This window comes from Olsenella sp. kh2p3 (assembly GCA_900119625.1).
Classification (GTDB): Bacteria; Actinomycetota; Coriobacteriia; order Coriobacteriales; family Atopobiaceae; genus Tractidigestivibacter.
This window is the reverse complement of record FPKD01000009.1, coordinates 12,551-34,886: the sequence shown is the minus strand read 5'-3', so window position 1 is coordinate 34,886 and position 22,336 is coordinate 12,551. Positions and strand designations below refer to the sequence as shown.

Genomic DNA, 22,336 nt, shown 5'->3' with positions numbered 1-22,336 from the left:
TGAGTGGGCGAGATGGCCTACTCCTCGACCTCCTCGGCAACGCGGTCAACGAGCTCGCCGAAGGTCTTCATGTTCATGATCTCGGTGACAGTGACCTCGGCGTCGAGCTCGTTCTCGATCATCGAAGTGAGGGCGATCATCTTCATGGAACCCTTGCCCAGCTCGTCGAAGGTGGTATCGGGGGTGATGTCAACGTCGGTCTTGTAGGCCTCCTTGGCAAGGCCTGCGAGGGTCGAGAAAAGCTCGTTCTTGTCCATGGTTGGTTCCTTTCGTCTTGATTCAATATTTGATGTTCAACAGTTCATGGCCGCAGCGCTACTCCGCGACCTCGTCGAGCTCGAAGCAGGGCTCCCACCACTCGACCATCACGTCAGAGCCCTCCTTCTCGGGCACCACACGCTTGATGGGCTTGAAGTGGACGCCAATGGTCTCGTGGTTCTTGTAGAGGCGCTCTTGCAGGCCCTTCACGACCTTCTTCTTGCCGCAGAAGATCACGAACGAGTACTCCGTGCCCTCGTCGAGACGCACCTTACCGTAGCCGTAGGGCGCGACCTCCTTGAGGTAGGGCTTGTCGTTCTGGATGCCGGGCACCACAAAGGACTCGAGCGTGCCATGGCCAGAGAGCTCCACCCACTCGGTCTGGTGGTAGCCGCAGGCGTTGCAGCCCAGGTGCGGCGGAAACTCGATGGCGCCGCACTCCGTGCACTTGCGGCCAAGGAGCTTGCCCTCGGCAACGCCGTCGTAGAACTTCTTAACGATTGGCTCCATGTCTTCAAGAAGCATCGTGTACCTCCTCTTGGTTGCTTGGATGCGCGCCGGGCGCTAGTCGTGGGTGCGCAGGATCTGGCAGCGGATGTTCTGGCCGCCACCAAAGCCGCGCAGGAACGTGGTCTGTGGAGCCTTGGGCATCTGCGTGGCACCGGCCTCGCCGCGCATCTGCTTGACGGCCTCGACCACGTCCGCCACGCCCGAGGCGCCGTGCGCATGACCAAAGTTGCAGCGGCCGCCGTGCGTGTTGATGGGCTTGTCACCGTCAAAGCCCATACGACCGTCGATGGCGTACTGCCAGGCCTCGCCACGCGGGATGTAGCCAACCTCCTCGGCGGCAACGATGTCGCCAGCCAGGAAGAAGTCGTTCACAAAGAGCAGGTCAAGCTCGTCGGGGCTCACGCCGGTGAGCTCGTAGACCTGCTGGGTGCCAACCTTGGTGCCGTTGTACTCGTTGTCCGGGGTCGCGCCCTCGAAGGCGGCGGCGCCCGTGCCCAGGACGTCGATCACCTTGTGGTCGAGGCCGCGAGCAACGGCCATATCGGTGGGCATGACCACCAGGGCGGCGGCGCCGTCGCACTTGATCTCGAAGCCGGTCACGCGCAGGTACTGCGTGACCTTGGGGTTGCCAAAGCCCTTGAGGTACGCGTCGGCGTCCGGAAGGTCGTTCTCCTTGGCAAGCTCCTCGAAGGTCTTCGTCGAGAAGGCCAGGGGGTTGAGCACGGCGTCGCGTCGCAGGGACTTGGACACGCCGTTCAGGGCATCATCGATCTGCTCGGCCGTGAGGTCGTACTCCCAGCGGTACTTGTTGATCCAGTTGTCGAACGAGATGCCAAACGCAGAATCGAACGGGCGGCCGTAGGCACGGTCGTAGACCTTGGGGATCGAGGGCAGCATCTCGGAGAGCGGGAAGTCGCGACGGAAGCAGCCGGGGGCGTCTACCACGGGAAGCGACGCCGCCAAGTCCACGGCGCCGGAAAGCACCACGTCATAGGTGCCCGAGGCAACCGCCTGCACGGCCTCCTGCAGGGCCACATAGCCCGTGCAGCAGGCCTCGGAGTGGTGCACCGAGCCAATGCCGCGCACGCCAAACCAGTCCGCCACCTGCATGTTGGGCGTGAGGGAGTCGCCAATCATGAAGGGGTTGGCGGCGCCGTGGTAGAAGTACTGGATGTCGCGCGGCTCGAGGCCGGCGTCCTGGATGGCCTCCAGCGCGGCATAGCCAAAGGCGTCGCCCTCGCTCATGCCCTTGGTCTGGGGGTGGTCCTCGAAGTTCTTGAAGGGCGTGCAGCCAACGCCCACGATGGAGACGCTGCGTGCCTGCTTGCCAAGCTTGACCAAGACAATCACTCCTTTGCTCATATGCTGCAGAACAATCGCTCCGTACGAGCACAGGATATGGGGCGAGAAAAACGCAAGGCGGGACATTAGCGCAGGCGGCGTCCCACGTTACGGGACACACGTGGCAATTCTGTTTCTTTTTGCAGGTAAAGTCAGGTTGTTTGCTACGCCCAAAGAAGCTGAGACGCACATTGCCCATCCTTGTGCGCATGCATAAACGAGCAGGTAGAGTGGCAAATCAGGGGTGGGTATCCCCCACCGGAGCAACACGGGCATCGTGCCCGGGGGAGCGGTGCCTACAGGCGCGCGAACGGGTCTTCGGGAAGCTCGAGCGCAGTCTTCTCATCAATGAAGAGCGGCGAGTAGTACATGCGATTGAGCATGGCGGCGACCTCGGCAGGGGGAATCTCCGGGCGCTTCTCCAACCAGTACTGGATGAGGTTGTTGTGGCCCGCTATCACAAACGAGAGGTACAGGTCTCGATGGAGCTCCGAGCCACCCACACCCTGCAGTCGGATGCGGAAGTACTCGTGCATGAGCATCGTGGCCCTGTGCTGAAAGACGGGGTCGCCATGGTCGCTGTTGAGCGCCACGATCTTGTCGCGGTTTGCCCGGAGCACCTCCATGCGTGCGACCATCGACTGCGTGGGCTTGAGCTCGGCCTTGTTAAACTGCACGCCAAGCGCGGTGTTGTTGATCGTGCGCATGGTGTCGAGAAGGCCAGCCTCGAACTGCTTCACCACGTCCTCGACGCTGTCGTAGTGACGGTAGAAGGTCGAGCGAGAAACGCCGGCCAGGCGCACCACGTCCGCAACCTTGATGTTGGGGATGTCGGTCGTCTCCATGAGGCCAAAGACCGCCTCTTCGATTCTCTCCTCAACGGTCCTCTTGGCGTTTCTCGCCGTGCTCCGCTTCATCGTCACACCCCCCCAAACAGCCATCTCTTCCTGCACATATGCTGAACTATAGCCGATGAGAATCTCACCGCCCGCAGAACGCGAGACCAACGTGCGAGAAGATATTCCCCTATTATTTGTGTGCTTGCACATACGAGAAGGGGGACTCGCACATGGAACTCAAGGAGCTGCTGTCACGCCTGCCCGAGGGGTCCGTTGCCACAAGGAAGCTCCGCGATCCCGAGGTAAACATCGACAACATCTGCTTCCTCACGCCCGCGACGGGGCTCCCCCATCCCAATGTCCTGTACTTCTCGGATGACGTTCACCTCCCGGAGGCGCCCATCGAGGACATTTTCAACGTGGTGCTGTTTGGGTGCCAGGAGGTGCCGAAGGGGCTGCTGGACAATCCCTCCTGCAACGTGATCCTGCTCCGCCTGGAGTTCAACCCTTTCACCTGCTACAACGAGCTTCAGGGGTTCTTCCTCGAGGACATACAGGTAACTGACATCGTGCGTCGCATGCTCACCGCGCACTTCTCCAACAACGGCCTGCAGTACGTCGTCGAGGAGGCATCGAGGGCGCTGGGCAACCCCGTCGTAGTGGTGGACAGCGCCTACCACTACGTGGCGCGCCATGTTGAGGGAAAGCTCGATCCCAGCCGCCACCTGGACCAAGTGCTCGAGCAGGAGTTTCGCTACGAGTCCATCCTCGAGGACGGCGTTGCCTTCATCGAGCATGCCCGGATCACCGAGCGCTGCGCGCAATCTCCCAGGCCCATCGTGATCTACAACGAGGTCCTGGGCGCGAACACCATGGTCACGCCCTCGGTTGTGCACGGGGTAACCATCGCGCACACTATGGTGATCGAGCGCGACCACCCGTTTGGCGACGTTGACCTGGAGTGCATGGGACGCCTGGGTCGCTTTGTGGCGCAGGAGATGCAGAAGACGAACCTCTACACCGCAAGCCGCGGCCAGATGGACTCCTACTTCCTGGTGAACCTGCTCAACGACGAGCAGCCCAGCCATGCCGTGACCGCACGACGCCTGAGCGTGCTGGAGTTCACTCCCCTGCCCGAGCTCTACATTGCCGTCCTGGACCCCAACCACGCGCGCGTGGCACCACATGACCTCAACACCATAGCTATGCAGCTCACGGGATGCCTCCAGAACAGCATCTACGCAACGTACGAGGACGCGCTGGTGGTGGCCTTCTCGCGCGAGAAGGGCGCTGGCCTGGGTGACTACACCGAAGAGCTGCTCCGCAAGGTCGCCGACGTCAACGACCTCTCGATAGGCGTGAGCAACGCCTTTGACGACCTCACGCACATCCGCAGCCACTACGAGCAGGCACGGGCAGCCATCAAGGCGGGGCGTATGGTCTCGGTCTTTCTCGAGGACGGACAGGTTTACCACTACTGCGACTACGCCTACGTGCAGATGCTCGGCCTCACCAACACCCAGTACAACCTGCTGAACTTTGTGCATCCCTCGCTCATGCGCCTGGCACGCTACGATCGGGACCACGGGACCGAGCTCATGGACACGCTCTTCATCTACCTGCAGAACGCATGCAACACCCAACGCGCCGCCAAGATGCTCAACCTGCACAAGAACACGCTGCTCTACCGCATGGGTCGCATCCGTGAAATCCTGGGGTGCAACCTCTCCTCCGGCGAGGACCAGTTCATGCTTCAGCTCTCGTACCGCGTCCTCTTCTACCTCGACCTCTTTAAGTCACGCATCAGCACCTCGCGCAATGACTTCAGAATCGAGAACGAGTAGGAGCAGGACCGCCCCGAGGGTGCGCCAAACCAGACCGTCCGCCTTCCGGGCTAGAGCAACACCGCCCGACTGCGGGAAAGACTCGCAGCCGGGCGGTACAGCTAAGCGCTGGCGGAGAAGGAGAAGCTACCTCTTAATCTCCAGGGTCGGGAACTTCATGTCGCGGTACTTCTTCATCTGGTCCTTGATCTGATCCTGCTGCGCAAAGAACTCATCGCGCGTCTTGTTGATCTCGTTCAGGTGCTCGGCGCGAGCCTTGTCGTTGTTGCGGTCGCGGATGAGGCCATTCTTGGGGTCAATCACCAGCATGGGACGACCGGTCTCGGGGTTGGTGCCCAGCGTTCCGCCGGCACCGCACACAGCGCACTCCCACGGGAACTCGATGCCGTCCCAGTGCTTGTCGCCAGGGTAGACGAGGCTGGAGTGGCAGTTGGGGCACACACCGTCGTTGGGGTCGCCGAGCCAGCCGCGCTCCTCGACGGGGGTGTTGATAGCCTTCACGATGTTCTCGCCCATCTTGCGCGCGCGGGGCAGCTGGTCGGCGTAGACGAAGGTGTTGCCGGGTCGGCCGTCGCGCGTGGCCATGTAACGGTCGACCACCTGGAGGGACTGGGTGAACATAGTCGCCTGCAGGCTCTCGAGCGCCAGCGACTGCCAGTCGTGCATGGAGCCACCCACCGAGATGAGGCCGGCAACGGTGTGCGGGTTCTCCTTTACGGCACCGATGGCGAGCAGGAACGAGAGCTCGTAGGCTAGGAAGCGCTGTGCCAGGCGCGTGTAGAGCGAGCTCGGCGTGAGGTCGTAGGTGGGAACCACGAAGATGATGCCCTGGCACGTGTGCATCTCGTTGATGATCGCGTCCGTGTCGTCCTTGTCCTTGAGGACGCAGCCGTGGTACTCCTTCTGAAGGCCGGCGGCCATCTTGCCCATCTGCATGGTGCAGCCCTCGCAGCCCGTGCATGGCAGGATGTTGTAGTCGAAGAGGTTGATCAGCTCGACCTCGCCACCTGCCTCCTCAACTGCGCACAGCGCCTCCTTTGCGAGAGCCTCGCCGTTGCCGTCCTTCCTACCCGCGCAAACGGCCATAACCTTGAACTTTGCCATGAAGACCCCTCTCCTGGGATGTGGGATGTCTGGCACGCGGGACCAGCTCTGCCGACCCCACGCATGCCTCCCTGATGGTAGGCGGCGGAGTTCTCGCGGTATTCGTCTGTCGAGACGAAACTGCATCCGGGGTTTGGATGAGGGTTGTGCAAACGCACGGTGGCGTGCGGCGCGCACCCGCTGCTGCCGCACCGTAACAGAGAAGGGCCCTCTGGCCTTGTGCCAGAGGGCCCTACGGCAATGCCGTCTTATCGGGCTGCCTGCCTAGCGGTGCACGTACTCGCCCGCCTGGTACCTCGGCGGCACCACGGGCACCTCGATCCAGGACTCCCACTCGCCACCGGTGTGGATGTTGTGGGTGCCGTGGTTGTCGGTGTCCCACGAGAGCGGCTCAAACCACCCGTCGCGGATGTAGCGACCAGAGATCTGCACGCGGAAGCGCTCACCCTTGTGGTACACGCGAGCCGTGGGCACAATCGCGATGTCAACCGCGCGCACCTCGCCCTCGGCGAGCTTGTTGGTGTCGGTCATCGTGTAGACCGGGGTGTGTGCCTTGGTGAGGGCGGTGTCGACCGTCGCGCGAGACACGCGGCACTTGCCCCACGCGCCGGGGTGCGGCTCGTCGAGCGTGAGCCAAGGCACCCAGTTGCCCTCGGCGTCGGCCTTCTGGATGTTCACAAAGAGGTCCATGTCATCAAAGCCGTCGCAGGAGACAAAGAGGTGCAGGTTCATGTAGCCCGTGATCTCGACGTCCTCGGGAAGCGTGAGGTCAAAGTCGACCTCCTCGTCCGCCGGGTTGTAGCTGGCCTTTGCCTGCGTGGACACCGGCTCGGTCGAGAGCGAGAAGCACGCGGACTTGTGGTCGAGCGGCGCGCAGTCCTTGGGCGCGGACGCGTCGAGGTAGAGCTTCTTGTACTGGGTGCGCTTGATGGGCCAGGCCTTCTCGGGGCGCTGCTCCTGGTAGTCCACGTCGTAGCCGTCCATGATGTCAAGGCGGACGCGCGGCGTCATCTCCCAGCCGTTGTGGATGCCCTTGAGGTAGCGGTCGTAGTAGCGAAGCAGGTCCTCGAGGTTCTCGGGGTTGTAGGTGTCAGGCCACTCGAAGTCCCTGTGCGCGCGCATCCACTTGAGGTGGCTACGGCAGCGCCTCCAGGCGTTGAAGGAGCCCGGCAGGTGGAAGTGCGACCAACCGGCGGTCTGGTAGACGGGGATCTTGACCTTGCGCACGTCCGCGCGCTTGTCGTTCCAGTAGGCGTTCATGTCGGGGTACATCTTGGCCATGGCGACCTGGTCATCCACGCCGTTGGGGCCCGTCACCTGTGCGGCAATGAACTTGTTAAACGAGAGGGCCGGAACGCCACCCTCGAAGAAGCTCTCGCGGTAGAGGTCGGTCGTGCACTCCCAGGGCGCAATGCAGGCCAGGTGGGGCGGGCAGGTGGAAGCGATGCCCCACTGGTGCATGGCCACGCCGGAGTTGCCCGACATGCCCACGCGGCCGTTGGACCAGGGCTGGGCGGCAACCCACTCCACGAAGTCGTAGCCGTCCTCGCGGTCCTGGTGCGTGAACATGTGGACCGAGCCCTCGGAGTGGCCCGCGCCGCGCACGTCCACGTTGGCCACGGCGTAGCCCTTGTAGCACCAGAAGAGCGGGTCAGGCGACTCGAACTTGGCGCACTTGGAGACCGTCGCGGGGGGCACGCCCATGATCTGCCACTCGCTCATGCCGTCACCCGGGCGCTTGCCAAACCACGACCAGGAGACGATCGTGGGATAGCGGCCCTCGGCCTCGGGCTTGTAGATGTCGCAGTAGATCTTGGTGCCGTCACGCATGACCACTTCCTGGTCCTGCATGCACACCACGCCGTCCGCCGCCTGGTAGGTGTGCGGGTTGAACGGCGGGCAGAAGCCCTGGCCCATGCGGGCCATAGGGTCGTCACTCGCGGAGAGGTCAACCTCTGCCTGGTTGTCGTTGGGCTGGCGCGCCACGCGGTAGGCAGCCATGACCTCGTCCTCGCCAAAGGTCTCGCGGTGCAGGAAGATGTAGCCCTCGGTGTCGGGGTCCCAGTAGATGGGGCACTCGTCCTCGTTGAAGCTTGCGCACTCGCCCGTCATCTTGATGAGGTCATGCAGCTTCTTGTCGGTGACGGGGACCCAGTCCTCGGGAATCCTAGGCTCTAGAAACATCGCATGCCCCCTACTGGTCGAGAAGGTCGCAGACAAAGTCCGTGGCCTCGCCAAACGTGGCGCAGCGGCGGAACTTCATGTAGGGGACCTCGATGTCAAGCTCGTCCTCGAGATACGTGGTGATCTGCGAGACCTGCACCGACTTGATGCCAAGGTCCGCAAACCTGGTGTCCTCCGTGAACTCGGAGGGATCCTTCCCAAAGAGCTGGCTGGCGCGGGTGGTGAGCGCGTCCCAAACTTCCTGACGATCCTGGTCCATGTCTGCCCCTTTCGCGGCGTCGATAAAGCTTCTTACACGTATGAGTTTGGGGCCGGACGCATGGCCGGGCAATGTAAGGGGATTCAAATTGGGGCCACCGGGCCACTGGCGCATTGTGCATCAGTGCAAAGGAACGCCGAGAGGTACCGACGCGATTAGTGCTTGTGGGCGCTCTGCTCGCCCTCGAGAAGCGAGATGGCCTCGCGCATGCCCAGGCGATGGACGAGAGGTGCTGGCTCTTCTCGGGTGGCGCAGGTCACCGCGTGGCCGTCTACCAGCGTGTGCGCGGTCTGCCAGCCCTGAGGGAGCTGCCCTCCTCGCACGTCGAAGGCAAAGCCGCGACCATCGGCCTTGAGCACGGCCTCCACGCGTGTCCATGCAAGCGCGAATGCCATAGCCGGGTCTGGCGAGGCCTCCGTCTTCGCCAGCTCCTCGGCCGAGAGCACCCTCCGTAGGGCGTCTCGCTGGAGCCTGCCGTACTGGGCTGGCACCTCCTCCACGTCCACGCCCACCACGTCGGGAGCAACCGCGAGGACGGCAATACCATCGTCGTGCGAAAGCCCAATGTGCGGGAAACCCGTGGCCAGCTCCGGCTTGCCCTCGGGTCCCAGCACAAGCGCGTCATCCGATTGCACGCCAAGGACGGACGCCAGGAGTAGCCCCGCCGCAAACTCACCCAAGCGCGCAGGCTCCGGCGCTTTAGTCGTTGCCTTCCCCTGGTAGCGCGGACAAACGAGCCTCAGGTGAGAGGCCCAGTCTACAGGTGCGTCTGTGAGTGGCATGATGTGCAGGTCAACGTGCATGCGCATACTCCGGATAAGGATGCTAACAAGAAGGCGGGCTCGGCGCGTGTGCCGAACCCGCCATAACAGATGCCAGCGTACGCCAGACGGCGCAGACGTGCTAGATGGCGACGATGTTCACCAGGCGTCCGGGCACCACTACGACCTTCTTCACGGTCTTGCCGGCGATCTGCTCGGCAACCGCCTCGCGTGCCGCGGCCTCGAGCTCCTCCTTGGAGACGTCGGCAGCCACCTGTATGCGGGCGCGCACCTTGCCCTTGACCTGCACTGCGATCTCAACCAGGTCGCTCTTGGCCTGCTCGGCGTCAAACTTGGGCCAGGGCTCGTTGTACACGGAGCCGGTAAGGCCAAGCGCCTCGTGGAAGAGCTCCTCTGCCCAGTGCGGGCAGATGGGGGCCAGCATGGTCACGATGTCGTGGGCAACGCGCCAGGCGAGGGCGGCGTCGCGCTTGTCCTCGGGGACGTCGTTCACGTACTTGGACGCCGCGTTCACAAGCTCCATCGACGCGGAGATGGCCGTGTTGAACTGGCCGCGGTCAAAGTCGTTCGTGCACTTGATGCCCAGCTCGTGGAGGGCGCGATTGAGCTCTGCGTCTGCACCGGAGAGCTTTGCGGGGTCGACCTCTCCCCTCTTGGCGCCGTGCGAGAGCAGCCACACCACGCGCCAGGCGCGCTTGATGAAGCGGTTGGCGCCCGCGACCGCCTCGGGGTCCCAATCGAAGTCCTTCTCGGGCGGAGCCACGAAGAGGATGGCCAAGCGCATGGTGTCCGCGCCGTAGGGGTCGATCACGCTGGAGGGCGGGACCACGTTGCCCTTGGACTTGGACATGGTGTCGCCGTTCTCGTCCTTGACCATGCCCTGGCAGAGCAGGTTGGTGAAGGGCTCGTCCACGTCGATCATGCCCATGTCGCGCAGGACCTTAGTCCAGAAGCGCGAGTAGAGCAGGTGGAGAATTGCGTGCTCGATGCCACCGATGTAGTTGTCGACGGGCATCCAGCGGTCCACGGCCTCCTTGGAGAAGGGGGCCTTGTCGTTGTGGGGATCGGTGTAGCGCAGGTAGTACCAGCTGGAGCACGTGAAGGTGTCCATGGTGTCGGTGATGCGCTTGGCCGGCTTGCCGCACTTGGGGCAGGTGGTCTCGTAGAACTCGGGGCACTCGGCGAGGGTGTCGCCTGCGCCCAGATCGAGGTTGTCGGGCAGGCGCACCGGCAGCTGGTCCTCAGGCACGGGCACGTCGCCACAGCAGTCACAGTGGATCATGGGGATGGGGTTGCCCCAGTAGCGCTGGCGGCTGATGAGCCAGTCGCGCAGGCGGAACTGCACCTTGGTGCGGCCGCAGCCGTGCTCCTCGAGCCAGGCAACGATGGCGTCGACGGCCTCGGAGTGCTTTCCGCCCTTCATGCCCGTGAACTGGCCGGACTGCACGAGGTAGCCCTCGGCTGCCATAGCCTGGTCCCAGTCGACGTTGGTCACGCGCAGCTCGCGCTCGTCCTTGAGCTCGTCGTAGAGGGGATCTTCCTTCTGGCAGATGATCGGCGGGATGGGCAGGCCGTACTTACGCGCGAAGTCGAAGTCGCGCTGGTCACCGCAGGGGACGCCCATCACGGCGCCGGTGCCGTAGTCGAGAAGGACGTAGTCGGCAACCCACAGCGGGGCGGGCTTGCCCGTCACGGGGTTGATCACGTAGCGGCCGGTGAAGACTCCGTGCTTCTCGCGCGCAGAGCCCTGGCGGTCCACAGAGGAGACCTTCTCGGTTGCCTCCTTGAGGCGCAGGTAGTCGGCCTCGTACTGGGTGCCCTTGACGAGCTCGGCGGCAAGGTCGCTCTCGGGCGGGAGCACCATGAACGAGACGCCAAAGATGGTGTCGGCGCGCGTAGTGAAGACGGAGATCGTGCGGTCGGTGGGCGTCACGCCGTCCTCGGCGGCCAGCCTGAAGTCGATCTCGGCGCCCTCGGAGCGACCGATCCAGTTGCGCTGCTGGGCCTTGACGTTCTCCGGCCATCCGTTGAGCTTGTCGAGGTCATCGAGGAGCTCCTGGGCGTAGTCGGTGATCTTGAGGTACCACTGCGAGAGCTCGCGCTTCTCGGGAATGGAGCCGCAGCGCCAGCAGCGGCCCTCGACGACCTGCTCGTTGGCGAGGACCGTCTTGCAGGTGGGGCACCAGTTCACGGGGCTGGTAGCGCGATACGCCAGGCCGCGCTTCCACATCTCGATGAACATCCACTGGCCCCACTTGTAGTACTCGGGGTCACAGGTGTTGAACATGCGGTCGTAGTCGTACGAGAAGCCCATGCGCTTCATGGTCTTGACGGCCTGTGCGATGTTCTGGTAGGTCCACTTGGCAGCCTGCGTGTGGTGCTTGATGGCCGCGTTCTCGGCAGGGAGGCCAAAGGCGTCGAAGCCCATGGGGTGCAGCACGTCATAGCCGCGCATGCGAGCCTGGCGGGCCATGGCGTCACCGATGGTGTAGTTGCGCGCGTGGCCCATGTGGAGGTCACCCGAGGGATACGGGAACATCTCGAGTACGTACTTCTTGGGCTTGGAGGGGTCCTCGTCGGTCTTGTAGAGCTCCTCGTCCTCCCAGGTCTTCTGCCACTTGGTCTCTATGGCCTGCGCGTCGTAGGCAGGCACCTCGAAGTCATTCTGCTGAGTGCTGTCGCACATGTGAAGCCCCTTCTCGCTCCTTTGCATAGCCTGTCGATTCTAGCAGGTATCCCCGTGCGCGGTAGGGATGCGGAACCTGCTAGACACACAGCGGGAGCGGGCGGGGCGGGGCGCGTGACGGCGACGGTCCCGCGGCGGCGCCGAGCCCGTGGCGGAGCTCCTCTCGGCGCCGGCACCATGGCCTTCTCGGCACCCGCTCTACGCTCCTCCCCACACCTGCCAAAGCGGAGAATAGCTCCTTCTCTTAAACCGACGCCGCGTTTCCGCAGGTCACCGATACCAAGTTTAAGAAAGGGAGCTAACCTCCGCGGCCGGGCGTCATCCCAGGTGCTATGCCAGCGGTCATCCCGGGCGCCAATCGATTCTCGCCCGCAGTTATTGCACGTTATTTCTCGCCCGAGGCGCATTTTTCCTGTTGGTTGATAAATTCTCAGGAATTTCGCGCAATAAATACGCCGAGAAGGACTGACATCCCTGAGATGAGCCCGCACGGAAAATCGGGATCTCCATCCGTCTGCTCACCCGCCCGCCCGGGCGTTCGTTATCGGTTTCCGAGAAGCGGGCACAGCGTTTCCGCAGGTTGCGGTCGTCGCAATTCTCGGATACCGATAAGAAACGCGAGGCTGAGCGGGGACAGCGGCGGCCCGGGCCGGGAACGGCGGCAACCGGGGACGCAGACGAGGGCACAGACGTCGGCGGCCCGGGCGACGTCCCCCGGTCGCAAGAAAATCACTCCTCCTTTAGAAGAAGCAACGGCATCCGATGACCGCACGAAAGCGCATCTCGATTGCTGTTCAACTGTTGAACGGGTTTGGTTAACACAAAGGAGGTGAGCGCATGGGGGCTACCAAACGCCGTGGATGGAAGATCGCCGAGGTCGAGCGGCTCGTGGGGCTGTCGCGTCGTGACATTCAGCGCGCCTGCTACCAGGGGCGCGGGGGCGTGGGAGTCCTCAAGCCAAGCGATGGCAGCTGGGGTCGCCGCACCTACGATGAGCGCGACCTGGCGGTGCTCTTCCTTCTCGCACAGAAGCGACGAGAAGGCCTCACGCTCTCTCAAGCAGCCGAACGGCTTCGTGATGACACGGCTGGCCACACGTTGTCGCAACTTCTTGATATTGAGGCGGAGAGGCTCTCCGAGCAGCTGGAAGACATTGAAGACCGCCTTGTTCGCGCGGAGGCGCTCGCCGCCGCAATCGAGGAAGAGCCGACAAGGACGCAGCAGCTCTCGTTGATACACGACCACGCGCAAGAACTAGGCCGGGTCTCGCTGGGTCCTGGACATGCGCCTACGACGGAAGACGACGCACCGGGCGAGGAGTTGCTTCAAGAGCTTATGGGAGCACCCAGTGATATCCACGTGGACAATAACGAAGGAGGCACAGATGGAGAAGCCGGAAAAACGCATCAAGGCGATCCTGCGTGAGTGGAAGATATGGCTTGTCGTTCTCATTGTGGGAGCCGTTCTGGGGGCGTTTCTCTACGCGCGCATCTATCCCCTGGTGGCTCCCCAGCCCGAGCAGACCCAGCCCACCGTCCAGACCCTCTCCCCCAGCGTGGTCTTCTCGCGCGTGCAAGAGGAGGGCGAGCTGGTAAGCGCGTCGCAGGACTATGCCATAGTCGACAAGGTGACAGACTCCAACCGCGACTTCCTTGACCTCTTTGACGTTCCGTTCACCCAGAAGAGCTTCTGGTATCGCTATACGGGCACCATCAAGGCAGGCGTAGACCTCTCCACTGCGGAGTTCGAGCAGGACGAGGCGGACCAATCGCTGCTCCACGTGACGCTTGACCAGCCCTACATCATCTCGAACACGCCCGACATGGACAAGAGCGGCGTGCTCGAGGAGAACAACAACATCTTCAACCCCATCACGGTGGAGGACTCCGACGCCTTTCGCAGACAGTGCGTCGAGAGAAGCGAGGAAGAGGCCGTTGCCGGCGGGCTTCTCGACGAGGCCAAGACGAACGCCGAGGGCCAGTTGACGCAGATCTTCAACGCCGCCTTCGAGAAGGACACCTACACGCTGGACTTTACGTATCGAGACGCCGAGAGCGAGTAGCGCGCGGGCACGGGCCGCACGGCGGCGAGCGTGGTAGGAGGTGCGGCAGGCGCTTCGACGGAAAACGCGCCTCGGGCGAGAAAATGACGCCCGAGCAAGGGGTTTATACGGGATTCCGTACGAGACGCGCCCTCCGGCGCCGATTTCTCGCCCGAGAGGCCCTTTCGTACGGAATCGCTGCGGCAACGCGCCCACGGGCGCCAGAATGACGCCCGGGCAAGCCTTTCGTACGTCCCTCTCCGCACGCGGGACCACTCCGTTCTTCTCGCCTATCGCCCTGCCCCACAGGGTAGAATTGCGGCAATGCATCACGCGCGCACGCACCCAGACCTCTGGAGGAACCATGGCCAAGAGCACGCAGGACTTCGATATGGACATCCCCGAGCCCGAGCTGGAGTTTGGCGACCCCAAGCCTTCGACGTCAGACCCTGCCCCCGCTGCAACGCCCGCGCCTGCAGACGACGCCGCCCAGTCCCTCTCGCCAGCCGAGCGAGAGAAGGTCGAGTCCTTTGTCGAGAAGATCGACATCACGGACACCGCAGGCGTCCTCTCCTACGGCGTGGGCTCCCAGCGCAAGGTTTCCGAGTTCTCCGAGCGTGCCCTGGCCGGCGTGCGCAACAACGACCTCGGCGAGATTGGCAACGACATTAGCTCGCTCATCGTGACACTCAAGGACTTTGACCCCGACAAGCAGGAGAAGTCCGGGCCTCTCGCCATCTTCCACAAGGCGAAGAACAACCTTGAGGCGCTGCGCACGCGCTACACCGCAGTCGAGAAGAACGTGCGCGAGATCTCGGACACCCTCGAGGGCCACCAGCGCACGCTCCTCAAGGACATTGCCACGCTCGACCAGCTCTACGCGCTGAACGAGGCGTACTTCAAGGAACTCACGATGTACGTGGTGGCCGGCAAGGAGAAGCTCGAGCAGGTGCGCAGCGGCGAGCTTGCCCAGCTCCAGGCCAAGGCGGCGCAGACGGGCCTCGCCGAGGACGCCCAGGCCGCGCGCGACCTGGCACAAAAGTGCGACCGCTTCGAGAAGCGCATCTACGACCTTGACCTCACGCGCCAGGTGGCACTCCAGACGGCGCCGCAGATCCGCATGGTCCAGAACTCCGACGCGGTGATGGCCGAGAAGATCCAGTCTACGGTGGTCAACACCATTCCACTCTGGAAGAACCAGATGGTCATCGCCCTGGGCATCGAGCACGCCACACAGGCCGCCCGCGCCCAGCGCGAGGTTGCCGATATGACCAACGAGCTTCTCAAGAAGAATGCCGACAAGCTCAAGGTGGCTACCGTTGACGCCGCCCGCGAGGCAGAGCGCGGCGTGGTGGACATCGAGACGCTCAAGCACACCAACGAGCAGCTCATCTCGACGCTTGACGAGGTCAAGCGCGTGCAGGCGGAGGGCCGAGAGAAGCGCCGCCAGGCCGAGGGCGAGCTCACGCAGATCGAGGAAGAGCTCAAGGCCAAGCTCCTCGAAGCCTCGCGGGAATAATCTTCCAGGTTACGGGATTCCGTTACCTGGTAATGGAATCCCGTTACCAGGTAACTCAATCCCGCCGCAGGATACGAGAGATTGTCGAAGTGCCGAGTCCCCAGGTTCGGGCGATTGTCTTGCCGCTCACCCCGCGGTTGCTCATGAGGCGGATGATGTCGTCTCGTCTGGACCGAGTAACCTCTCGAAGCTCGCTCGAGGTTTTCACGCCAGCCAGACTCTTCGCCAAGGCAAGGGCATCTTCGTCTTGGAGTCGCTCATCATAATCCAACCGCGTGGCATCCCAAACAACGTCCCTCGGCGAGCCTTCATATGTATCGAATGCATCAAAGCCACCGAAGTATTCGAGAAGCACGCTTGTATCCACTACCCAATGGGTTCCTGCGTACTCTTGGTAGCTGCTCCAACGATAGTCCCGCATGGACGCTATTCCGGCGGCTTCGGGGTTCATATGCACATAGAAAACCGTGGCGACAAGCTGTGCGTCATCGGTAATGGGCTTGCTCCAGAAACTACCCTGGAAGAGGGTGCCCTCTCGGCCGGTTCGAGCGTTGAAGTATTTGCTGTATGGCAAGTCAATACTAAACATGAAATCGCTAATCGAAGACGGCGACTCACCAAAGTCGACAACAAGATGAACGTGGTTGGTCATGAGGACCCATGCGATAACGTGCGCACCGGTTTTGTCTCGCGCATCTTTGAGCAGCCTGAGATAGCATCTGCGATCAGCATCGTCCTCGAAGAGCGCCACCTTTCCCGCACTCCTCACAACGATATGGTAGTAACCAGATTCGCTCAGACCGCGCCTGGGCATACAGACCCCCTCCCAACCGAGTGGTGGTTATCTGTACCCCAGAACTCACCGTGGGATTCAGTTACCTGGCAACGGGATTCCATTACCTGGCAACGGAATTCCGTTGCCAGGTAAATCAATCCCGCGACGAGAGGCCATCCTGCTCGAGCATGGTGCGCAGGACCTCGATGTCGCTGTGGACGTCAATCGACTGGTCAAGCACCAGCTCATCAGAAAGCTTCGAGAGCGCCTCGTCCACCTGCGCAAACGAGGACCGCAGATCCGAGAGGGTCCTTACGGCCTCTGGCCCGTTCGCATGTCCCTCAAGCTCCGCGTAGGAAGCCGCGAGCTTGGCCGTGGTGGGCAGGTAATAGGTTGCCGCCCGTCTGAACTGCGAGGCAACTTCGGGGTGATGCATGACGTAGGCGCAGATATCCTCGCTCTTCGACGCGATGCGCTCGAGCGTGCCGCGAACCTCTGCCTCGCGAATCTTTGATGCGCAGTCGCGGATCTGCTTGGCGCTCTGGGTGGCGGTGGCCAGCACCTCTCGCGCCTCTTCCGGCAGGGTAGATGAGCCCGCGTCGGCATCCGCGGCGGCCGTTGGGCCAGCCGCAGCAGCTGCAGTATGCGTCACCCGCGCGGCATTCCAAGCCTCATCGGTAAGGTAGAGCGTCTTCTTTGCCCCGGCAACGTCCAGATGCCCCTCGGGAATAAGCCCCCTCGAGATTGCCTCGTCAAGCACCGAGACTAGCTCGGGCACGGCGACGCCTGCCTCGCCGGCAAGTTCGGGCACGGCGACGCTCGTTCTCTCCCCCACAGCCTTGTCGACGCGACGCAGCGTCTGGGCAAAGTTCTTCTCGTGAGAACCTCTTCCCACCATGCGCGCGCCGAGGATGGCCACAACAGCCCCAAGCGCCATGGTCACGATGCCGGAGGGTGGCCCAAGAAAGAGAAGGCCCAGTCCCACTACAAGAAGGGGAAGTGCCAGGAAGACGAGAAGGGCAAAGCCAACCCACATGTGCCACCGCGCGCGACTTGCGTCCTCCGGGTCGCTGATGACGTAGGGCGAGAGCTCGGGACGCCCAAAAGTGCTCAGCTGCCGCCCTACGTCGCGGACCGCCTTCTCGATCGACTTCGAGACGCCGGAGAGGTCAATCTGCGAGAAGGCCTCGCCCACCTGCCGCGCGGCATCGGTGCCGGCACGTCGTATGTTGTCGAAGTCCTTCTCGTCCATCCTGATCTCCCATGAGACAAAGGGACTGTCCCTTTGTCTCCTTTGTCTCATTCTACGAGCGGAAGTTCACCTGCTGGCTGGAGTCCTTGAGCAGCACGTCGTGTGCGCCGCCCTCGACAAGTGACGTGGCCGAGACAAGCGTGAGCTTTGCCTTGTCGCGGAACTCGGCAAGGTCGAGCGCACCGCAGTTGCACATCGTGGAACGGACCTTGAGCAGCGAGTTGTCGACGTTCTCCTTGAGCGGGCCGGCGTACGGCACGTAGGAGTCGACGCCCTCGACAAACGAGAGGCCCTTCTTGTTGCCGCCCAGGTCGTAGCGCTGCCAGTTGCGGGCGCGCGCGGAGCCCTCGCCCCAGTACTCCTTCATGTAGGAGCCGTTCACGTTGACACGACGCGTGGGGCTCTCGTCAAAGCGGGCAAAGTAGCGGCCGAGCATGAGGAAGTCTGCGCCCATGGCCAGCGCAAGCGTCATGTGGTAGTCGTAGACGATGCCGCCATCGGAGCACACGGGCACGTAGACGCCAGTCTCCTCGTAGTACTCGTCGCGCGCGCGGCACACGTCGATAAGCGCAGACGCCTGGCCACGGCCAATGCCCTTCTGCTCGCGGGTGATGCAGATGGAGCCGCCGCCAATGCCAACCTTCACAAAATCAGCGCCGCAGTCAGCCAGGAAGCGGAAGCCCTCGGCGTCGACAACGTTGCCCGCGCCCACGCGCACGGAGTCGCCGTAGTTCTCGCGAATCCACGCAAGCGTGCGCTTCTGCCACTCCGAGAAGCCCTCGGAGGAGTCGATGCACAGCACGTCGGCGCCGGCGTCCACCAGCTTGGGGACGCGCTCGGCGTAGTCGCGCGTGTTGATACCGGCGCCTACGAGGTAGCGCTTGTGCTGGTCGAGAAGCTCGTCCGGGCGGGACTTGTGGGAGTCGTAGTCCTTGCGGAAGACGAGCGCAACCAGGCGATTATCAGCATCGACAATGGGCAGCTGGTTGAGCTTGTTGTCCCAGATGATGTCGTTGGCGGTCTTGAGCGAGGTGCCGTCCTCGGCAACGATCATCTTCTCGCGCGGGGTCATGAACTCCGAGACGAGCTTGGCGCGGTCATCACGAGAGGGACGATAGTCGCGCGAGGTCACGATGCCCACGAGGTGCCCGTGGGAGGTGCCGTCGTCGGTGACAGGCATGGTGGAGTGGCCGGTGCGCTCCTTCATCTCCATGACCTGGCCGAGCGTCATGTCGGGCGTAAGCGTGGAGTCAGAGACCACAAAGCCGGCCTTGTAGGACTTCACCTCTCGCACCATAGCCGCCTCGTCGTCGGCGCTCTGGGAGCCGTAGATGAAGGAGAGGCCGCCCTCCTGGGCAAGCGCTACGGCAAGCTTGGGGCCGGAGACCGCCTGCATGATGGCCGAGACCATGGGGATGTTGAGGCTCAAGGCCGGCTCCTCGCCGCGCTTGTAGCGCACGAGGGGCGTGCGGAGCGAGACGTTCGCGGGAATGTTCTCCGCCGAGGAATAGCCAGGGACAAGCAGGTACTCAGAGAAGGTGTGCGATTCCCCTTCGAAGAACGTTGCCATGCGTGCGCGCTCCTACTCTCCGCAAATGCGGTACTGGTAGCCACTGTTGCGGGCCATTGTAGCATCCAAGGGACTGCTCTTTGGCCCCGGCCACCGAGCTGCGAGAACGCACCACAGGTTGAAGCCGCAAGGCGAACGCCGCGAGAAGACGCCAGCCACAAGCTGGCTGGCCGGCCTGCAAAGCTCTGCTAGAAATGCCGCGCGTTTCAGACATTTAGGATTTTTTCGAACGGTTAGATCGGTTTAAACGTTCGGGATGCGCGGCACCACGGCGATGCCGCGAAATCTCGCCGGTTAGGCGCCCTTAAACAGCGAAATAGCGCGGCACTGAGAAGCACGCCGCTCTGCCTGCCGCCACTCTTGCCAGCACCGTTCCCCCGGCCACATCGCAACGCCACCACTGCTTGTCCCCTAGTTGCTAGCGTCCTCTCCCAGAACGTCCTCGACGTTCACGGCAATGTCGTGCTTGGTGGGAATCCACTCGACCTTCTTGAACAGGGCAACCACCGTCATAGGGATGTAGGTCATCATGAACAGTGGGAACGTGAACAGGTTGGTGAAGATGATCCAACGCCTGCTCTTGTGGCAGTGGATGTGCTTGCGCTCAGAGATGGTCGTGATGACGGCCAACAGGAAGAACACAATGTACATCGAGAAGAACGTCATGATCAGCGACCCCACGCACATGGAGAGCTCGGCCTCGGTCGCAATGAAGCCGTGGCTCAGGCTGCCCACGATAAGGTAGGTCGCGTTCACAAAGGCCGAGAGAAGCGTGAGGATCATGCCCGGAGCAATGGTCATGAGCATATCGTACGAGGCAAAGCGCCCGTGGCGAATCCCGTGGAACAGGTCCCTGCAATACGAGAAGAACACCTGGTAGAACCCCTTGGTCCACCGCAGACGCTGAACCCAGCTGGCCTTGAAGGTAACGGGTTGCTCGTCGAAGAACTCGGCAGGCGCGTAGCCAATCTGGATGTTGTTCGCGCAGCAGAACGTGGAGAACTGGATGTCCTCCGTAAGCGTGTGGAAGTCCCATCCGTGCATTCCCTTGATGATCTTGCCCGAGACAAGCCAGCCCGAACCAGAGATGGCGCAGCTCGTGCCCACCATCATGCGGGCGTTGTTCAGGAACTTGCCCTCGCGCATGAACCATAGCGCGTTAGCGGCAGAAATCCAGCTGGAGTCGAAGTTCTTGGAGTTGCGGTAGCTCGTGCACACCAGGTAGCCGGCGTCGAAGGCGTCATTCATGATGCGGGTATAGTTGGGCGAGACCAGGTTGTCTGCGTCAAATACAAAGAAGCCCTCGTACTTGTCACCATATTCGTTGAGAATGCGGTCAAAGCCGTAGTCCATAGCCCAGCTCTTGCCGCGGCGAGCAAGGTCATTTCTGTCCCAGACAATGGCGCCGGCGCGCTCGGCCTCCTCGTGCGTGTTGTCGGTGCAGGCATCGCACACCACGAAGACGTCCATGAGCTCGCGCGGGTAGTCCTGGGCGAGAATGGACCGCACGAGATTGCCAATGACCGGCTCTTCGTTGTGTGCGGAGATAAAGAACGCGTAGCGGTGCAGCTTCTTTGCGGCCGGCAGCTTGACGGTGCCGCGGGCAGCCACGCGGATGAGGTAGACAAACTGGTAGAAGTACGCCAGCGTGAAGAAGAGCCACACGACCATGTTGAAGATAACGATGGGCGTGAGTCCGATCCTATTGAACTCCATAGCAAGCTCTCTCTCACGTTGCCGCGCACGTCAAGCAATACGCACGCGGGACGGCTGCGTTAGTTACACACCAAGCTGCGGGCAGATACGCTCCCCCGCCTCGGTTCGACCCATTGAGGTATCCTTCAGCGATTCTAGTACAGAGCGCAGGTCCTCCGGCAGCTCGTCGGCAAGCTCGATGGTCTCTCCGGTCACAGGATGGTCAAAGCGAATGTGCCACGAGTGAAGGAACTGCCTGGTAAGACCCAGATTCTGACGCAGGTCGCCGCGGCCGTAGAGTGGGTCGCCCACCACACAGTGACCAATGTGGCGCATGTGGACGCGAATCTGGTGCGTGCGGCCAGTGTAGAGGTGGCACTCCAGCAGCGTGTAGCCGTCGTCGCGACGCCCCGCCTCAAAGCGCTCAAGCGTGGTGAAGGTGGTGATGGCCTCGCGAGCGCCGGGGTCGTCGGTCACCATCATGCGCAGGCGGTCCCGAGTTGAGCGCGCGATGCCGCTCTCGATGGTGCCCTTATCGGGGGCCACATATCCCTGCACCAGGGTCACGTATCGACGGTCGAGCACGCGCAGACGGATAAGGTCCTGCAGAGCCTTCTGGGTCTCGTCGTCCTTGGCGGCAACCATGAGGCCCGAGGTGTCCATGTCAAGGCGGTGCACGATGCCCGGCCGGTCGTCGCCCTGAAGGCGTCCCAGGCGTGAATAGCCGCAATGTGCGACAAGGGCATTGGCCAGCGTGTCATCCACATGGCCGGGGCTGGGATGGCACACAAGGCCCGCCTGCTTCGAGAGAACCATGAGGTACTGGTCCTCAAAGCGGATGTCCAGCGGAATGTAGGGATTGGGGGCAAGCACGCCCGTGGTGGGCTCCTCCTCGGGAAGCGTCACCTGCAGGCGGTCTCCCAAGCAGAGGCGCTCGCTCTTGGACGAGACAGGCGTGGCGTTGAGCGTCACGCGCCCCTCCTCAACAAGGCGCGCACACGCACTTCTCGACGGCATGTCATCTTGTGCTGAGAGGAACGCGTCGATGCGCACGCCGTCCCCCTCTGGCCCCACGAGCAGGCCCACGAGACGATCAGGCATCCTGACGGTCTCCAACGCCGGTAGAGGCGGCCTTGGCAGCATGCGCAGGCGCCTCCGCGGCGCTTGCAGGTGCGTCCACCATCACGAGGTAGAGAATCACCGAGACCACAATGCCCACGGTGACAAAGATGTCCGCCACGTTGAAGACGGGGAAGTCCATGAACGTGGTAGCAAAGAAGTCCGTGACATAGCCAAAGATCATGCGATCAATCATGTTGCCCACGCCACCGCCGCAAACACAGGCGACGGACACCACGAGCGGCATGGGCAACCCATCGTGCGACCATACGAGCCAGATGCCAAAAGCCAGCACAACCGCAGCAAAGACGATGAACACGGGGCCGGCGCCCTCCCCAATGGAGAACGCCGCGCCCGTGTTCTTCACGAACGAAAGGTCAAGGACGCCCGGAATGAACTCCTGGGGCTGTCCCGGAACGAGAGACGCACGCACGGCTGCCTTCGTGACCTGGTCAACGAGAACGGCAAGCACGCAGATGACCCAGAACACGACGAGCCGTGCGCCCCGCCATGACCGTGCTCCATGCATTGCGTCAACCGTCACGAAAGCCCCCTACG

General features: G+C 62.6%; 19 protein-coding genes. 4 read left to right on the top strand and 15 right to left on the bottom strand.

Annotated features, from left to right (window positions below; genetic code table 11):
• Positions 1-17 precede the first annotated feature (17 nt).
• The 4 genes from BT122_RS09140 to BT122_RS09125 all read right to left on the bottom strand — a co-directional run bounded on the left by BT122_RS09140 (position 18) and on the right by BT122_RS09125 (position 3,026).
• Positions 18-257, bottom strand: a complete 240-nt coding sequence (locus tag BT122_RS09140; RefSeq protein ID WP_032111661.1) for an acyl carrier protein — start codon at positions 255-257, stop codon at positions 18-20.
• 58 nt (positions 258-315) lie between these two features.
• The gene (locus BT122_RS09135) at positions 316-783 is read right to left on the bottom strand and encodes a Zn-ribbon domain-containing OB-fold protein (RefSeq protein ID WP_052009950.1); all 468 of its coding nucleotides are present in this window, start codon (positions 781-783) and stop codon (positions 316-318) included.
• Between the two features lie 39 nt (positions 784-822).
• Positions 823-2,118: a thiolase family protein gene (locus BT122_RS09130; RefSeq protein WP_233519081.1), complete on the bottom strand. Its 1,296-nt coding sequence runs from the start codon at positions 2,116-2,118 to the stop codon at positions 823-825.
• Between the two features lie 287 nt (positions 2,119-2,405).
• Entirely contained in the window at positions 2,406-3,026 is a 621-nt protein-coding gene (locus BT122_RS09125) for a TetR/AcrR family transcriptional regulator (protein WP_059055517.1), read from the bottom strand.
• Between the two features lie 152 nt (positions 3,027-3,178).
• On the opposite strand from BT122_RS09125, the gene BT122_RS09120 reads away from it, so the two are divergent.
• Positions 3,179-4,792: a PucR family transcriptional regulator gene (locus BT122_RS09120; protein ID WP_059055519.1), complete on the top strand. Its 1,614-nt coding sequence runs from the start codon at positions 3,179-3,181 to the stop codon at positions 4,790-4,792.
• A gap of 126 nt (positions 4,793-4,918) precedes the next feature.
• Here BT122_RS09120 and BT122_RS09115 read toward each other — a convergent pair whose 3' ends face one another.
• The 5 genes from BT122_RS09115 to leuS all read right to left on the bottom strand — a co-directional run bounded on the left by BT122_RS09115 (position 4,919) and on the right by leuS (position 11,807).
• Positions 4,919-5,896 (bottom strand): flavodoxin family protein, encoded by a 978-nt coding sequence (locus BT122_RS09115; RefSeq protein ID WP_072355620.1) that lies wholly within the window; start codon positions 5,894-5,896, stop codon positions 4,919-4,921.
• Positions 5,897-6,160: 264 nt separating this feature from the next.
• Entirely contained in the window at positions 6,161-8,080 is a 1,920-nt protein-coding gene (locus BT122_RS09110) for a CocE/NonD family hydrolase (RefSeq protein ID WP_083432427.1), read from the bottom strand.
• A gap of 10 nt (positions 8,081-8,090) precedes the next feature.
• Positions 8,091-8,339, bottom strand: a complete 249-nt coding sequence (locus BT122_RS09105) for an acyl carrier protein (RefSeq protein WP_072355619.1) — start codon at positions 8,337-8,339, stop codon at positions 8,091-8,093.
• A 155-nt stretch (positions 8,340-8,494) separates the two neighbouring features.
• Entirely contained in the window at positions 8,495-9,142 is a 648-nt protein-coding gene (locus BT122_RS09100; protein WP_059055527.1) for a 4'-phosphopantetheinyl transferase family protein, read from the bottom strand.
• 100 nt (positions 9,143-9,242) lie between these two features.
• Entirely contained in the window at positions 9,243-11,807 is a 2,565-nt protein-coding gene (gene leuS / locus BT122_RS09095) for a leucine--tRNA ligase (protein WP_072355617.1), read from the bottom strand.
• 837 nt (positions 11,808-12,644) lie between these two features.
• Between leuS and BT122_RS09090 the strand changes: the two genes are divergently transcribed.
• The 3 genes from BT122_RS09090 to BT122_RS09080 all read left to right on the top strand — a co-directional run bounded on the left by BT122_RS09090 (position 12,645) and on the right by BT122_RS09080 (position 15,367).
• The gene (locus BT122_RS09090) at positions 12,645-13,232 is read left to right on the top strand and encodes a MerR family transcriptional regulator (RefSeq protein ID WP_072355616.1); all 588 of its coding nucleotides are present in this window, start codon (positions 12,645-12,647) and stop codon (positions 13,230-13,232) included.
• On the top strand, positions 13,192-13,869 hold the full coding sequence (locus BT122_RS09085; protein WP_143190030.1) for a DUF4230 domain-containing protein: 678 nt from the start codon (positions 13,192-13,194) through the stop codon (positions 13,867-13,869). The genes BT122_RS09090 and BT122_RS09085 overlap by 41 nt, the downstream gene beginning before the upstream one ends.
• A gap of 343 nt (positions 13,870-14,212) precedes the next feature.
• Positions 14,213-15,367, top strand: a complete 1,155-nt coding sequence (locus BT122_RS09080) for a toxic anion resistance protein (protein ID WP_072355615.1) — start codon at positions 14,213-14,215, stop codon at positions 15,365-15,367.
• A 55-nt stretch (positions 15,368-15,422) separates the two neighbouring features.
• Here the strand turns inward: BT122_RS09080 and BT122_RS09075 are convergent, their stop codons facing one another.
• From BT122_RS09075 to lspA, 6 genes are all read right to left on the bottom strand, one after another.
• Complete coding sequence (locus BT122_RS09075; RefSeq protein ID WP_072355614.1) at positions 15,423-16,181, bottom strand: transposase; 759 nt, start codon at positions 16,179-16,181, stop codon at positions 15,423-15,425.
• A 115-nt stretch (positions 16,182-16,296) separates the two neighbouring features.
• On the bottom strand, positions 16,297-17,394 hold the full coding sequence (locus tag BT122_RS09070; RefSeq protein WP_072355613.1) for a 5-bromo-4-chloroindolyl phosphate hydrolysis family protein: 1,098 nt from the start codon (positions 17,392-17,394) through the stop codon (positions 16,297-16,299).
• A 52-nt stretch (positions 17,395-17,446) separates the two neighbouring features.
• A complete protein-coding gene (locus tag BT122_RS09065) occupies positions 17,447-18,964 on the bottom strand; it encodes an IMP dehydrogenase (protein WP_072355612.1) in 1,518 nt (505 codons plus the stop codon).
• A 411-nt stretch (positions 18,965-19,375) separates the two neighbouring features.
• Entirely contained in the window at positions 19,376-20,680 is a 1,305-nt protein-coding gene (locus tag BT122_RS09060; protein WP_059055545.1) for a glycosyltransferase family 2 protein, read from the bottom strand.
• Positions 20,681-20,743: 63 nt separating this feature from the next.
• Entirely contained in the window at positions 20,744-21,760 is a 1,017-nt protein-coding gene (locus BT122_RS09055; RefSeq protein WP_072355611.1) for an RluA family pseudouridine synthase, read from the bottom strand.
• The gene (gene lspA, locus BT122_RS09050; RefSeq protein ID WP_286130354.1) at positions 21,753-22,322 is read right to left on the bottom strand and encodes a signal peptidase II; all 570 of its coding nucleotides are present in this window, start codon (positions 22,320-22,322) and stop codon (positions 21,753-21,755) included. Before lspA ends, BT122_RS09055 begins: the two co-directional genes overlap by 8 nt.
• Positions 22,323-22,336: the final 14 nt, after the last annotated feature.

What these genes read in the sequence shown, in the direction of transcription:
- BT122_RS09140 (WP_032111661.1), bottom strand. Translation starts at nt 257, where the DNA reads ATGGACAAGAACGAGCTTTTCTCGACCCTCGCAGGCCTTGCCAAGGAG.
- BT122_RS09135 (WP_052009950.1), bottom strand. Translation starts at nt 783, where the DNA reads ATGCTTCTTGAAGACATGGAGCCAATCGTTAAGAAGTTCTACGACGGC.
- BT122_RS09125 (WP_059055517.1), bottom strand. Translation starts at nt 3,026, where the DNA reads ATGAAGCGGAGCACGGCGAGAAACGCCAAGAGGACCGTTGAGGAGAGA.
- BT122_RS09120 (WP_059055519.1), top strand. Translation starts at nt 3,179, where the DNA reads ATGGAACTCAAGGAGCTGCTGTCACGCCTGCCCGAGGGGTCCGTTGCC.
- BT122_RS09115 (WP_072355620.1), bottom strand. Translation starts at nt 5,896, where the DNA reads ATGGCAAAGTTCAAGGTTATGGCCGTTTGCGCGGGTAGGAAGGACGGC.
- BT122_RS09110 (WP_083432427.1), bottom strand. Translation starts at nt 8,080, where the DNA reads ATGTTTCTAGAGCCTAGGATTCCCGAGGACTGGGTCCCCGTCACCGAC.
- BT122_RS09105 (WP_072355619.1), bottom strand. Translation starts at nt 8,339, where the DNA reads ATGGACCAGGATCGTCAGGAAGTTTGGGACGCGCTCACCACCCGCGCC.
- BT122_RS09100 (WP_059055527.1), bottom strand. Translation starts at nt 9,142, where the DNA reads ATGCACGTTGACCTGCACATCATGCCACTCACAGACGCACCTGTAGAC.
- leuS (WP_072355617.1), bottom strand. Translation starts at nt 11,807, where the DNA reads ATGTGCGACAGCACTCAGCAGAATGACTTCGAGGTGCCTGCCTACGAC.
- BT122_RS09090 (WP_072355616.1), top strand. Translation starts at nt 12,645, where the DNA reads ATGGGGGCTACCAAACGCCGTGGATGGAAGATCGCCGAGGTCGAGCGG.
- BT122_RS09085 (WP_143190030.1), top strand. Translation starts at nt 13,192, where the DNA reads ATGGAGAAGCCGGAAAAACGCATCAAGGCGATCCTGCGTGAGTGGAAG.
- BT122_RS09080 (WP_072355615.1), top strand. Translation starts at nt 14,213, where the DNA reads ATGGCCAAGAGCACGCAGGACTTCGATATGGACATCCCCGAGCCCGAG.
- BT122_RS09075 (WP_072355614.1), bottom strand. Translation starts at nt 16,181, where the DNA reads ATGCCCAGGCGCGGTCTGAGCGAATCTGGTTACTACCATATCGTTGTG.
- BT122_RS09070 (WP_072355613.1), bottom strand. Translation starts at nt 17,394, where the DNA reads ATGGACGAGAAGGACTTCGACAACATACGACGTGCCGGCACCGATGCC.
- BT122_RS09065 (WP_072355612.1), bottom strand. Translation starts at nt 18,964, where the DNA reads ATGGCAACGTTCTTCGAAGGGGAATCGCACACCTTCTCTGAGTACCTG.
- BT122_RS09060 (WP_059055545.1), bottom strand. Translation starts at nt 20,680, where the DNA reads ATGGAGTTCAATAGGATCGGACTCACGCCCATCGTTATCTTCAACATG.
- BT122_RS09055 (WP_072355611.1), bottom strand. Translation starts at nt 21,760, where the DNA reads ATGCCTGATCGTCTCGTGGGCCTGCTCGTGGGGCCAGAGGGGGACGGC.